The organism is Nocardiopsis sp. M1B1, assembly GCF_052466615.1.
The window spans coordinates 1,123,944-1,137,879 of record NZ_CP196194.1; the positions used below are offsets into that span (position 1 = coordinate 1,123,944).

The 13,936-nt window shown below is 71.0% G+C and carries 7 protein-coding genes; 2 read left to right on the top strand and 5 right to left on the bottom strand.

All coding sequences use genetic code 11. The features are described from left to right. Positions 1-137: 137 nt before the first annotated feature. The 5 genes from ACSTA4_RS05080 to ACSTA4_RS05100 form a co-directional block, all read right to left on the bottom strand. Positions 138-785 (bottom strand): GNAT family N-acetyltransferase, encoded by a 648-nt coding sequence (locus ACSTA4_RS05080; RefSeq protein WP_444962583.1) that lies wholly within the window; start codon positions 783-785, stop codon positions 138-140. 94 nt (positions 786-879) lie between these two features. Beyond that, positions 880-3,045, bottom strand: coding sequence for a 1,4-alpha-glucan branching protein GlgB (gene glgB / locus ACSTA4_RS05085; protein ID WP_444964102.1), 2,166 nt, complete (start codon positions 3,043-3,045; stop codon positions 880-882). 628 nt (positions 3,046-3,673) lie between these two features. Then, on the bottom strand, positions 3,674-5,062 hold the full coding sequence (locus tag ACSTA4_RS05090; RefSeq protein ID WP_444962584.1) for a maltokinase N-terminal cap-like domain-containing protein: 1,389 nt from the start codon (positions 5,060-5,062) through the stop codon (positions 3,674-3,676). 1 nt (position 5,063) lies between these two features. Further along, entirely contained in the window at positions 5,064-7,112 is a 2,049-nt protein-coding gene (gene treS, locus ACSTA4_RS05095; RefSeq protein ID WP_444962585.1) for a maltose alpha-D-glucosyltransferase, read from the bottom strand. A gap of 112 nt (positions 7,113-7,224) precedes the next feature. Further along, a complete protein-coding gene (locus tag ACSTA4_RS05100) occupies positions 7,225-9,195 on the bottom strand; it encodes a maltotransferase domain-containing protein (RefSeq protein ID WP_444962586.1) in 1,971 nt (656 codons plus the stop codon). 736 nt (positions 9,196-9,931) lie between these two features. Here ACSTA4_RS05100 and ACSTA4_RS05105 point away from each other — a divergent pair. Then, positions 9,932-12,616: a transglycosylase domain-containing protein gene (locus ACSTA4_RS05105; RefSeq protein WP_444962587.1), complete on the top strand. Its 2,685-nt coding sequence runs from the start codon at positions 9,932-9,934 to the stop codon at positions 12,614-12,616. Between the two features lie 72 nt (positions 12,617-12,688). Then, complete coding sequence (locus ACSTA4_RS05110) at positions 12,689-13,921, top strand: RNA-guided endonuclease InsQ/TnpB family protein (protein ID WP_444962588.1); 1,233 nt, start codon at positions 12,689-12,691, stop codon at positions 13,919-13,921. Positions 13,922-13,936: the final 15 nt, after the last annotated feature.

The window sequence follows — 13,936 nt, forward strand, 5'->3', positions numbered from 1 at the left end:
ACCGCCGGTCGGTGCGGACGCCCCGCCCGCGGACGTCCCACCCGCGAACGCGCGGTCCAGCGGTCGGCCGCGGTGGGTGTTCCCGACGGCCGGTCAGGTGTTCGTCCGTGAGCCCGTTCCCTGCGGGGCCGAGGAGCTCACGGGTTCCACACCATGGTCCGCTGGTGCACGTGCTTCCCCCTGAAGCGCACGCCCGGCACCACCGGGGCCGGACCGTGGGGCTCGAACCCGGCCCGTGCGAAGAAGCGCACGGCGCCGGTGTTCTCCACGAGGGTCTGCAGGTGGCAGCCGCGGGATCCCCGCGCGCGCAGCCGCTCCTGCCACTCGCGCACCAGAGCGGCGCCCACGCCGGTGCCGCGTGCCCGGGACTCGACGTTGACGTGCAGGTGGGCGGGCCAGCGCGGATCCGAGAGCTCGCCCGCGGTGGGCCTGCGCCTGAGGGCGGACACCCCCGTGTCCAGCATGGCCCGGGCGAAGAAGGCCGCCGGTCCGCGACGCAGCGCGAGCCGGTGCTCCCGGATCGCGCGGTCCATGAGTTCGCTCTCCCCGGGCATCGCGGAGGGTTCGGGGCAGCCGGTCAGGTAGCCCGCCATCCGTCCGTCGACGAGGGCGACCAGCAGCGAGTCGGGCACGTGGTCCATGTAGGGGTCCAGATAGATCGCGGCCTCGGACGGAAGGTGCCCCCAGAGCTCCCCGGACGGCGACCCCTCGCCCGCACGGGCGAACAGCGCCCGCAGTTCGGCGCGGTCGTCCTCGCGGAAGGTCCGGATCTCGGTACTGGCCACGGCGCCGCCCCTTAACTGTGTATCAAATACAGTGTAGATAATACACAGTTCGGCGCCCGGGCCGACGGGCCCGGGCGCCGCAACGTGGGCCCTGCTAGGCCTCGGGCTCGAACCAGACCGCGCCGAGCGGGGGCAGGGCGACCTCCGCCGAGAACGGCTGCCCGTCCCAGGGCACGGGCTCGGCGTCCACGCGGGCGGGCGCCGGGTGGTCCGACCCGCCGAAGCGCGCCTCGTCGGTGTTGAGCACCGCCTTCCACCGGCCCCCGGAGGGCAGTCCCATCCGCCGCCCGGTACGGGGCACCGGCGAGAAGTTCACCGCGCAGGCGAGCACCGAGCCGTCGTCGCCGTGGCGCAGGTACGACAGCGTGTTCCCCTCGCGGTCACCGCCGTCCAGCCAGGTGAAGCCCGCCGGTTCGGTGTCCCGCGACCACAGCGCGGTCCGCGGCCGGTAGGCCTCGTTGAGCGCCCGCACCAGGCGCTGCACCCCCGCGTGGTGCTCGAACTGGAGCAGCCACCACGGCACGCCCTCCCGGTGCGACCACTCGTCGCCCTGGGCGATCTCCCCACCCATGAACAGCAGCTGCTTGCCCGGGTGGGACCACATGAACGCCAGGAGCGCGCGCAGGGTCGCCGACCGCTGCCACTCGTCGCCGGGCGGCTTGTTGAACAGCGACTGCTTGCCGTGCACCACCTCGTCGTGCGACAGCGGCAGCACGTAGTTCTCGCTGTAGGCGTAGACCATCGAGAACGTGACGTCGTCGTGGTGGTACTGGCGGTGGACCGGCTCCTTCTTGACGTACTCCAGGGTGTCGTGCATCCACCCCATGTTCCACTTGAACCCGAAGCCGAGCCCGCCGTGGTCCACGGGCGTGGTCACGCCCGTGTAGGCGGTGGACTCCTCCGCGATCATCGCCACGTGCGGGTTGCGCCGGTAGACGGTGGTGTTGAGCTCCTTGAGGAAGTCGATCGCCTCCAGGTTCTCCCTGCCGCCGAACACGTTCGGCTCCCAGGCCCCGGAGTCGCGCGAGTAGTCCAGGTAGATCATCGAGGCCACCGCGTCCACCCGCAGGCCGTCAACGTGGAACTCCTCCAACCAGTACAGGGCGTTGGCCACGAGGAAGTTGCGCACCTCGGTCCGCCCGTAGTTGAAGATCAGCGTCCCCCAGTCCGGGTGCTCGCCCCGGCGGGGGTCGGGGTGTTCGTACAGCGCGCTCCCGTCGAAGCGGGCCAGCGCCCACTCGTCCTTCGGGAAGTGCGCGGGCACCCAGTCCAGCAGCACGCCGACGCCCGCGCGGTGCAGGGCGTCCACCAGGTGGCGGAACTCGTCCGGCGTGCCGAACCGGGGCGTGGGCGCGTAGTACGAGGTCACCTGGTATCCCCAGGAGCCGTCGTAGGGGTGGCCCGCCACGGGCAGGAACTCCACGTGCGTGAACCCCATGTCGGTCACGTACGCGACGAGCTCCTCGGCCAGTTCGGCGTAGCCCAGTCCCGGCCGCCAGGAGCCCAGGTGCACCTCGTACACGCTCATCGGCGCCCGGTGCTGCTCCACGCCCTTGCGTTCGGCCATCCACTCCTGGTCGGACCACACGTGCGTGGAGGAGGTGACCACGGAGGCGGTCGCGGGCGGCATCTGCGTGCACCGCGCCATGGGGTCGGCCTTGTCGCGCCAGTGCCCGTCGGCGCCCAGGACCTGGAACTTGTACAGGCCGCCCTCGCCGATCCCGGGCACGAACAGCTCCCACACGCCGCTGGAGCCCAGGCTCCGCATCGGATGCCCGACGCCGCTCCAGTGGTTGAAGTCGCCGATCATCCGCACGCCCCTCGCGTCCGGCGCCCACACCGCGAACCGGGTCCCGGCCACCTCGCCCATCGCGGTGTCCTCGACCCGCACGTGCGCCCCGAGGGCGTTCCACAGCTCCTCGTGGCGGCCCTCGCCGATCAGGTGCAGGTCCAGCTCTCCCAGGGTCGGCGCGAACCGGTACGGGTCGGCGGCCACGTGCTCGGCGCCGTCCTCGTAGCGGGCGCTGATCCGGTAGTCGGGCACGGAGCCGAGCCTGCTCCGGGACACCTTCGCGGAGAACACGCCCCGGTGCAGGTGGTCCAGGCGCAGCCGCGAGCCGTCGGCCAGGACGGCGTGCACCTCCACCGCGCCCGGCCGCAGGGCCCGCACGACGGTGCCCCGGCCCTCGGCGTGCACGCCCAGCAGCGCGTGCGGGTCGTGGTGGTGGCCGTCCACCAGCCGGTCCAGGGCGGCGACCAGCTCGGGGTCGGGCCCCTTGCGCCGGGAAGCGGCCGGGGCCTTGGTCGCCGCGGCCTTCCCGTTCGCCGCGGCCTTCCCGTTCGCCGCGGCCTTCCCGTCGGCGGAGGTCCGGCCCTTCGAGGAGGCCGGGGCCCGCTTCGCGGCCGGGGCCCTCTCAGCCGTCTTCGCCTTCGCGGCCTTCTCGCCCGCCTTGGCCGCCCCGGCCCCTGCGGGCTTCACGGCGGCGGGTTCCACCACGGCCGCCGTCTCGGCGACCGACACCTCCTCCACGACCGGGATGCTCTCCACGGCCTTCTTCTTCGGGTTCTTCCCGTTCGTCGCAGTCTTGGCTGCGCTGGCACGCGGACGTTGTTCGCTGCGCGGCGAGGTCAATGCGGGCTCCGTGGTACTCGTGCGGACGGATCGGGGGGCGTGGTGGTCGAAGCGGCGGCCGCCCCGCTCGGGGGAGGCCGTGCTCTTCGGGTCTCCGCTTCGCTTCGCCCCGTGCTCGGGCGCCTCAAGGGCGAGAACCTTCGGCGCCTTCGGCGGGTTGGCTCGTTCCTCGCGAACCCGCCTCCGGCACCTCCAGAACCCCGCCGACGCCCGAGCCCCACCCCCAGGGGCCAAGCGAACTTTCACCGGACACCGCCTATCCGGGCACGGGAGGCGCGGCGGCGGTGGCGATGGACTCCAGCGGGACCCGCAGCCAGTTCGGCCGGTTCCGGGCCTCGTACAGCACCTCGTACACGGCCTTGTCGAACTCGAAGGCCCGCAGGACCGCCAGGTGCTTCTCCGGGTCGGCCCCGCCGCCGTCGGCGTAGCCCCGGCAGAAGGCCTCCCGGTTGTGCCGGGCCCAGGAGCGGGCCGCCCACTCCAGACCGGGGTCGCCCGGGTGCCCGATCAGCAGGTACCCGGCCGCGTAGTCGAAGGAGCGGAGCATCCCCGCCACGTCCCGCAGCGGGCTGGACAGGCGCTGGCGGTCGCGCACCGGCACGGTGGGCTCGCCCTCGAAGTCCAGCAGCACCCATCCGGACCCGGTCCGGATCGCCTGCCCCAGGTGGTAGTCGCCGTGGATGCGCTGTATCGGCAGCGGCTCGTCCACCTCGGAGAAGTCGGCGTAGGCCTCCATCACCCGGGGCGCGTGCTCGGCCAGTTCCGGCACCTCTGCGCTGGCCATCGCCAGGCGCTCGACCATGGCGTCGGCCATCTCGGCCGCGCCCGTCGGGGTGAGCACGTCCGTGGGCAGGGTCCGGGCCAGCGACCGGTGCACCTCGGCGGTGGTGCGGCCCAGCCGGGCCGCCTCGCCGGTGAACGCGGACTCGCGCCCGTCCCCCGACCCCTCCAGCAGGGCGCGCACGTTGGCGGTGGCGAGCACCCACCCGTCCGTGGCGTGCGGGATGTAGGTCTGGAGCATGGCCAGCGTCGTGGGCGTGGAGTGCCCGACCAGGTCGGCCTCGATCCAACCGCACGGCCGGGCCACGTACGGGGTTCCCGACAGGGCCATGTTCAGCTCCAGGTCCGGGTTGGGCCCGGGCCAGAGCCTGCGGAAGGTCTTGAGGATGTAGTCCTCGCCGAAGACCAGCGACGTGTTGGACTGCTCGCCGGTGAGCAGCCGCCCGGCCGAACCGGTGCGGATGCTGTCGCCCGGCAGGCTGCGGAAGCGCACCTTTCCGGAGGGCTCGGCCCCGGTGGGGGAGGCGAACCGCTCCAGGAGCATCCGGGTCAGCTCCTCGTCGTGGGCGGCGTCGTAGACCACCCTGGGTCTGCCGCCCGCCACCTGGCACACGCCGATGGCCACGCGCGCCAGGTCCGGCGGCAGGGAGCGCGGCGGCCGCGAGCCCAGCAGCACCTGGTAGCGGGAGCTGCGGCCCCGCTGCCCGGCCTGGAGGACCAGGACGCTCAGGTCCGGGCCGTCGGGGCCCGACGTCACCAGCGTGTGCCTGCTCTCGACCCGGATCTGGCGGATGGGGATCCCCTTGCCGGAGAACCAGCGCTGTCTCGGTAGCCAGACGGCCAGGAGTTCTTCGAGTTGGGACATGTCAGAGCGACCCGTTTCCCTTCTCGCCCCCACCCCGGCCCGTGCGCTCCGCGGCCGGGCCTGAGGGGCCCGAGGCGCGCACCGCGCTCCCGTGGGAGGGGGTGCGTGCGCCGTCGCCGAACGCGGGGGAGAACCCGGCCGGGATGCTGGACGTCGTGCTCACTGGGTGGTCCGGTGCGTGCGGCCGGGCCGCGGCCGCCGACACCGGCGAGGTCTCGAAGGTGGCGTGCACCCGGGCCCCGGCCTCGGGCAGTCCGTAGGACGGCATGCCGTCCCGGCTCGTGCCCGCGGACTCCCGGTCGGCGGTGGCGGGCAGCTGGAACCAGTAGAAGCCGTGCCCGGGCAGGGTGAGCAGGTAGGGCAGCTCCCCGATCTCGGGGAAGCGCACACCGCCCACGCACTCCACCGGGGCGACCCCGGCATAGCGCCCCAGGTCCAGCTCCACGGGCTGCGGGTACCGCGACAGGTTGTTGACGCAGAGCATCCGGTCGTCGCCGTGCTCGCGGATGAAGGCCAGCACGCTCGGGTTGGTGGCGTTGAGTTCGGTGAAGGCGCCGGTGCCGAACACGGGGTGGCGCTTGCGGATCTGGATCATGCGCCGCGTCCAGTGCAGCAGCGAGCCGGGGTTGTCGCGCTGGGACTCCACGTTGAGCGCCTGGTACCCGTAGACCGGGTCCATGATCAGCGGCAGGTACAGGCGGGCCGGGTCGCCCTTGGAGAACCCGGCGTTGCGGTCCGAGCTCCACTGCATGGGCGTGCGCACGGCGTCGCGGTCGCCCAGCCAGATGTTGTCGCCCATGCCGATCTCGTCGCCGTAGTACAGGACGGGCGAGCCCGGCAGGGACAGCAGCAGGGCCGTGAACAGCTCGATCTGGTTGCGGTCGTTGTCCAGCAGGGGCGCGAGCCGCCTGCGGATCCCCACGTTGGCGCGCATGCGGGGTTCCTTGGCGTACTCGGAGTACATGTAGTCGCGCTCCTCGTCGGTGACCATCTCCAGGGTCAGCTCGTCGTGGTTGCGCAGGAAGATCGCCCACTGGCAGTTGCGGGGGATCGGCGGCGTCTGGGCGAGGATCTCCGAGATCGGGAAGCGCTGCTCCTGCCGGACCGCCATGAACATGCGCGGCATCAGCGGGAAGTGGAAGTTCATGTGGCACTCGTCGCCGCCGGACTCGAAGTCGCCGAAGTAGTCGACGACGTCGGACGGCCACTGGTTGGCCTCGCTCAGCAGCACGCGGTCGGGGTAGAGCCGGTCCACCTCGGCGCGCACGCGCTTGAGGAACTCGTGCGTCTCCTTGAGGTTCTCGCAGTTGGTGCCCTCGCGCTCGTACAGGTAGGGCACGGCGTCCAGGCGGAACCCGTCGATGCCCAGGTCCAGCCAGTAGCGCAGGACCTCCAGGATCGCCTCCTGGACGGCCGGGTTCTCGAAGTTGAGGTCGGGCTGGTGGGAGAAGAACCGGTGCCAGTAGTACTGGCCGCGGACCTCGTCGTAGGTCCAGTTGGACGTCTCGGTGTCGACGAAGATGATGCGGGCCTCGTCGTAGCGGTCGTCGGTGTCCGACCACACGTAGAAGTCCCCGTAGGGCCCGTCCGGGTCCTCGCGGGAGGCCTTGAACCACGGGTGCTGGTCGCTGGTGTGGTTCATGACCAGGTCGGTGATGACCCGGATCCCGCGCCGGTGCGCCTCGTCCAGGAGTTCCACGAAGTCGGCGGTGCGGCCGAACTCCGGGAGGATCTTGAAGTAGTCGGAGATGTCGTAGCCGCCGTCGCGCAGGGGCGACTCGTACATCGGCAGCAGCCACACGCAGTCGATGCCCAGCCACTGGAGGTAGTCCAGCTTCTGCACCAGACCGGCGAGGTCGCCGGTGCCGTCGCCGTTGGAGTCGAAGAAGCCCCGGGCGAGCACCTCGTAGAAGACGGCGTGTTTGTACCAGTGGGGATCACTGGTGCCGCCGGAGGACATCAGCGGGCCGGTGGCGGCCCCGGTGGCCGGGGCGAGCGGACCGTGTTCGGCGTGACCGCGTCCGCCGGGGCCGGGCTCGTCTTTGCTCATCTAATGCTCCCCACCAAGAATGTTCGACGTCGGTTCAACAGGCGTTTCGGACACGGCGGGGCTCCGGCGGAGCAGCGGCTCCGCCGGGCCCCGTGCGCCGGTTCCGGGGCCGCTATCTGCCGCTGACGGTGAACACGTGCGCGGGACCGGCCGCGGGGTCGAGACGGACGTAGTTGTCCGCACCCCAGGTGTAGGAACGGCCGGTCAGCTCGTCGGTCACCCTGAGCTCCTCCTCCCTTGTGAGGCCGATGGACGGCAGATCCAGGTGCACCGTCGCCTCGCGTGCGTGGTGCGGGTCGAGGTTGACGACGGCGATCACGGCGTCGTCGGGGTCCTTGGGGCCGGTGCCGGGCCGGTGCTTGGAGAAGCAGACGATCTCGGGCCGGTCCACGTGGTGGAAGCGCAGGTTGCGCAGCTCCCGCAGGGCCGGGTGCTCCCGGCGCAGCCGGTTGAGCATCGTGAGGAGGCCGGCGAGGGTCTCGCCGGAGGCCTCGGCCGCGGCCCAGTCGCGGGGGCGGTACTGGTACTTCTCCGAGTCGAGGTACTCCTCGCTGCCCGGTCCGGCGGGGGTGTTCTCGCACAGCTCGAAGCCGGAGTAGACGCCCCAGGTGGGGGAGAGCAGGGCCGCCAGCACGGCGCGGACGGCGAACGCGGGCCGACCGCCGTGCTGGAGGTAGGCGTGCAGGATGTCCGGGGTGTTGGCGAAGAAGTTGGGCCGCAGGTAGTGGGCGCTCTCCCGGCTCAGCTCGGTGAGGTAGTCGGTCAGCTCGTCCTTGCCGTTGCGCCAGGTGAAGTAGGTGTAGGACTGGTGGAAGCCGACCTTGGCCAGGGTGCGCATCATGGCGGGGCGGGTGAAGGCCTCGGCGAGGAAGAGCACGTCGGGGTGCCTGTCGGCGACGTCGGCGAGCAGCTTCTGCCAGAACGCGACCGGCTTGGTGTGCGGGTTGTCGACGCGGAAGATCCGCACGCCGTGCGCGATCCAGTGCTCGACCACCCGCAGGACCTCCGCGTACAGGCCCTTGAAGTCGCGGTCGAAGTTGAGCGGGTAGATGTCCTGGTACTTCTTGGGCGGGTTCTCGGCGTAGGCGATGGAGCCGTCGGCACGGGCGGTGAACCACTCGGGGTGCTCGGTGACCCAGGGGTGGTCGGGGGAGCACTGCAGGGCCAGGTCCAGGGCGATCTCCATACCGTGCTCGCGGGCCTCGGCGACGAAGGCGTCGAAGTCGGCGAGGGTGCCCAGGTCGGGGTGGACCGCGTCGTGGCCGCCGTCGGCCGACCCGATGGCCCACACCGAACCGGGGTCGCCGGGACCGGCGACCAGGGCGTTGTTGGCGCCCTTGCGGTGGGTGGTGCCGACCGGGTGGATCGGCGGGAGGTAGACCACGTCGAAGCCCATGTCGGCGATGGCGGGCAGGCGCTTGGCCGCGGTGGCGAGGGTGCCCGAGAGCTCCTGGCCGGGCGCGGTGTCGACCTGGGCGCCCTCCGAGCGCGGGAAGAACTCGTACCAGGAGCCGAACAGCGCGCGCTCGCGGTGGACGACGACGCTGGTGCGCCTGGACCTGGTGACCAGCTCGCGCAGGGGCGCGCGCTCCATCTCGTCCAGGACCTCGGGGGTGAGCGCCGCCTCGAAGCGCTCCACCGGGGTCATCGAGGTGTCGCGCAGCGCCTTGGCGGCGGCGTTCAGGAAGGGGCGGCGCGGGACCCGTCGCCCGGCGCGGGCGAGCAGGCGGGCGCCCTCCTCCAGGACGAGTTCGGTGTCCTGGCCCAGCGGGAGCTTGACGCCCGCGACGTGGTGCCAGGTGGCGAAGGGGTCGGTCCACGACTCGACGGCGAAGGACCACGTCCCCTCCGTGGGGAGGCTGACGCAGGCCTCGTAGCGGTCGGTGCCGGGGGCGTGCTCGCGCATGGGGACGAGCTGTTCGCGGCGTCCCTCGGGGGAGTAGACGACGACGCCCGCGGCGAGGGAGTCGTGGCCCTCGCGGATCACCGTCGCTCCCACGGTGAAGCGTTCGCCCGGAACGGCTTTCACCGGTCCGAGGTCGTTCTCTGGAGAGATATCGAGGATGGGCAGGCGTCCGATCACTGGCTACACCGTAATTGTCGTGGTTCGGCGTTGCGGAACCGTGCTGTTTTTCGGCAGGCGGAAATAACCGGGAGTTAATCCAGGGCAAGACGGAGTTCACGGAACATCCGGAACAGAAACTGTCCGGATTAAGGCTTCGGTGCCCTCCGCTGTCTATCGTCTGCCCTCTTGTGGTGTTTGGCGGAGTGCCAGGGCCGGATAATTTCTGTGATCCTCATCACACTGGGTGCGTGTACTAAGAGCCGGTGTTTGTCGGGTTTCTGCTGAGTAAACCGCGCAAAGCGGTCATAAGGACGCAGCAGATTCAGGTGTCTCTGTGGTTGTTTTCCGATGCATTCTGCGGAAATGACGGAAAACTGATCGGTCATGTTGGACGGTGTGCTGCGGTGGGTAGGGATGACCGAATGCACGCGCGAGCTGTATGGCCGTATTCCGGACATCCGTGCGTGACCGAATAGTCGCCTAAGGAACTTTTGTCCCAGATTCGGGCACCCGTGGCCCGCGCGCTCTTCTCCGTGTCCGCGCCCCTCCCGGTGTCGGGTGCGTGACGCGCCTGTTTCATGGTGATTGACGAAATATGTTCGCTATGCGGTGCTTTGCTTGTCATTGAGGAAGTTTTTCGCTGACGCGCCCGTCAACCCGGTCCGCCCTTTACGTCCGCCCTGAGAGCGTGGTCGACGGAGTTGCCTGCCCGCGCGTCCCGCGGGCGGGGCGGCACACGGCCGTAGGGGGCGACGTGACGGATTCCAACCAGCGTCCGCCGCGCGGGCGGCGGCACGAGGCCCCGCGCCGGAACTGGCGCGGGGCCCTCTCCCGCGCGGTACCGGCCGCCGCGGGTCCGCGTGTCCGGCGGTGGGCCGAGGCCCTGCGCCGAAAGGTGTCGGAGCCGACCCCGGCGGGGGACCGCCGGGAGACGGTACAGCGCCTGGCCGGAACCAGCGCGGTCGCCGGGCTGCTCACGGCGGCGCTGGTCATGCCCTGGGTCGGCGGTCTCGGACTGGCGGCCAAGGACTCTGCCGCGGCCTTCATGGCCCTGCCCAGCGACCTGGCCGTGCCGCACCCCGCCGAGCGCGTGCTGCTGACCGACGTCGACGGGGAACCGATCGCCGAGGTCGCCGAGCGCGAGCGCGACGTGGTGCCGCTGGACGAGATCAGCCCCTGGGTGCCCGCCGCCCTCATGGCGATCGAGGACGACCGCTTCTACGAGCACGCCGGGCTGGACCTGCGCGGCACGCTGCGCGCCGCCGTCCGCACCGCACTGGGCAACACCCAGGGCGGGTCCACCATCACCCAGCAGTACGTGAAGAACCTCCTCATGGAACAGGCCGACACCGAGGAGGAGCTGGCGAGCGCCAACGCGCGCACCCTGACCCGCAAGGTGCTGGAGCTGCGCTACGCCATCGAGCTGGAGGAGAAGCTCACCAAGGACGAGATCATGGAGGGCTACCTCAACCTCGCCTACTTCGGCCAGAACGCGTACGGCATCGAGGTCGCCGCCGAGCGCTACTTCTCCGTCCCGGCCTCCGAGCTCGACCCCGCGCAGGCCGCCACGATCGTGGCGCTGGTGCGCGCGCCCTCGTACTACGACCCGCTCACCAACCCCGAGGCCTCCGTCGAGCGCCGCAACCTGGTGCTGGACCGGATGGTCGCCACCGGACACCTGGAGAGCGCGGAGGCGGAGGAGTACAAGAGCCGGGGCCTGGAGGTGGACGAGACCCCGCGCGCGGGCAGCTGCTTCAGCAGCGAGCAGCCCTTCTTCTGCGACTACGTCATGCGGTGGCTGGGCGGCTCCGACGCCCTCGCCGAGACCCAGGAGGAGCGCGACCGGATACTGGAGCGGGGCGGCATCACCGTGCGCACCACCCTGGACCTGGACATGCAGAAGGCCGCCGAGCAGGCGATCGAGCGCTACGTCCCCGCGGGCGACTCCCACAAGTTCGCCGCCGAGGTCCTCGTGGAGCCCGGTACCGGCCGAGTGCGGGTCATGGCCCAGAACATGCGCTACGGCTTCGACGACGAGCCGGGCACCACCTCGATCAACCTGTCCGTGGACCACGACGACGGCGGGTCGCTGGGCTACCAGGCGGGTTCGACGTTCAAGCCGTTCACCCTGGCCGCCGCCCTGGACGCCGGGCTCAAGTACGACACCAGCTTCTCCTCGCCCAAGTCCACGACGGTGAGCGGCCTGGAGAACTGCGAGGGCGGCAGGATGGCGCCCTGGGACGTGGGCAACGCCGGGGAGAGCGACGGCGGCGAGCACAACATGATCAGCGGGACGAAGGGGTCGGTGAACACCTACTTCGCCCAGCTCCAGGAACGCGTCGGCCTGTGCGAGACGGCGGAGATGGCCCAGAGCCTGGGCGTCCACCGCGCGGACGGCGAGGACCTGCAGGTGTGGAGCTCCTTCACCCTGGGCGACCAGGAGGTCTCCCCGCTCACCATGGCCAGCGCCTACGCCGTCTTCGCCTCCCGGGGCACCTACTGCGAGCCGGTCCCCGTGGCCTCGGTCCTCTTCGAGGGCGAGGAAGGCGAGGAGATCGAGATGGGCACCGAGTGCGAGGAGGGAGCGCTGGACACCGAGGTCGCCGACGGCGTCAACCACCTGCTCCAGCAGACCTTCGAGGGCGGTACCGCCAACGGCCTGGAGATCGGGCGCCCGGTGGCGGGCAAGACCGGCACCACCGACAGCGCGGCCTACGCGTGGTTCGCGGGCTACACCCCGAACCTGGCCGGGACCGTGGTTGTCGGCGACATCCGGGGCGGGGAGCAGCACACTCTCCAGGGCGTGACCATCGGGGACCGCTACTACGGCATCGTCTACGGGGCCACGCTGCCCGGTCCGATCTGGCAGGCCACCATGCGCGAGGCCGTGGCGGGCCTGCCGGAGGAGGAGTTCGCCCCCTCGCCGAAGGTCTACGGCAAGGCCTCGGACAAGCCGTCGGGCGGCGGTGGCGACAGCGACGACGGCGACACCGGTGGAGGCGGCGGTACCGGTGACGGCGGCGTCGCGGCCGGTGGCGGTGACGGCGGGGGCGACGGCGGCTCGACCGGCGGTGGCGGCACCGGTGACGGCGGTGAGGAGGCCACCGGCGGTGGCGGTGGGGGCTCGACCGGTGGTGGTGGCGGTACCGGTGGTGGCGAGGGCTCGAACGGCGGCGGAGGCGGCGGCACCGGTGGCGGAGGAGGTTCCACCGGCGGCGGTGGCGGCGGAACCGGCGGTGGCGGAGGTTCGACCGGCGGTGGTGGTGGCGGTACCGGCGGTGGAGGCGGGAACACCGGCGGCGGTGGCGGTGGAGACGGCGGCGGTGGAGGTGGCGGTACCGGTGGCGGCGAGTCCCCGGGCGGGGACGGCGGCGCGCCCTGGAACGGCACGCCCCCGCAGCCGCAGGTGCCCGAGGGCGGCGCCGGTCCCGGGGACTGAGATCCCGCCTTTCTGTAGCTTTCTGTTGGATTCGGCTCACGCGATCGCAGGGCGGTCGCTACGGTGTGTGCCATGACCAGCAAGAGCGTGAAGCGGGCGTTTCGGTACCGCTTCTATCCCACCGATGCGCAGGCGGCTGAGCTGTCGCGCACGTTCGGGTGCGTGCGCCTGGTCTACAACCGCGCTCTGGCCGAACGCACCACCGCCTGGCAGCAGCGCCGGGAGCGGGTGGGCTACTCCCAGACCTCGGCGATGCTCACCGCATGGAAGAGGACCGAGGAGCTGTCCTTCCTCACCGAGGTCTCCTGTGTTCCGCTCCAGCAGACGCTGCGCCATCTGCACACGGCGTTCGGCAACTTCTTCGACCGGCGTGCGCGGTATCCGCGGTTCAAGTCCAAGAAGACGTCCCGGGCCTCGGCGGAGTACACCGCGAGCGCGTTTCGCTACTGCGACGGCCGTCTGACATTGGCCAAGATGACCGAACCCCTGGACATCGTGTGGTCGCGGCCCCTGCCCGAAGGTGCCTGTCCTTCGACGGTGACGGTCTCGCGGGACGCGGCCGGGCGCTGGTTCGTCTCGCTGCTGTGCGAGGACACCATCACGTCGGTCCCGGCCGTCAACAACGCGGTCGGTGTCGACGCCGGAATCACCTCCGTGGTGACCTTGTCCACAGGGGAGAAGGTGGCCAACCCCCGCCACGAGCGACGCGATCGCGCCAGGCTGGCCAAGGCGCAGCGGGCGCTGGCCCGTAAGGCCAGGGGCAGTGCCAACCGGGACAAGGCGCGTCGCAGGGTGGCGCGGGTGTGCGCCCGTATCACCGACCGGCGTCGGGACTTCCTGCACAAGCTCTCCACTCGACTCGTCCGCGAGAACCAAGCGGTCGTGATCGAGGACCTGACGGTGCGCAACCTGGTCAAGAACCGGAGGCTGTCTCGGGCGATCTCGGATGCGGCCTGGCGTGAGCTGCGCACGATGCTGGAGTACAAGTGCGCCTGGTACGGGCGGGACCTGGTGGTCGTGGACCGGTGCTTCCCTTCCTCCAAGGCGTGTTCGACGCCCGGATGCGCCTACGTGCACATGTCGTTGCCGCTGAACGTCCGGATGTGGATGTGCCCCCGGTGTGGGGTAGCCCATGATCGGGATGTGAACGCGGCGCTCAATCTCGAAGCCGCCGGGCTGGCGGTTGTTGCCTGTGGAGCTGGTGTGAGACCTCAACGGGAGTCCTCCCGGACGGGGCGACCGGCGGTGAAACAGGAAGGCCACGGGGCGACCCGTGACGAGGCCCTGGCCTCGAACCACCGGTAGGTGGTTCCGCGATCT

Coding starts and splice junctions, on each gene's coding strand:
- treS (WP_444962585.1), bottom strand. CDS start 7,112: ATGAGCAAAGACGAGCCCGGCCCCGGCGGACGCGGTCACGCCGAACAC.
- ACSTA4_RS05110 (WP_444962588.1), top strand. CDS start 12,689: ATGACCAGCAAGAGCGTGAAGCGGGCGTTTCGGTACCGCTTCTATCCC.
- ACSTA4_RS05090 (WP_444962584.1), bottom strand. CDS start 5,062: ATGTCCCAACTCGAAGAACTCCTGGCCGTCTGGCTACCGAGACAGCGC.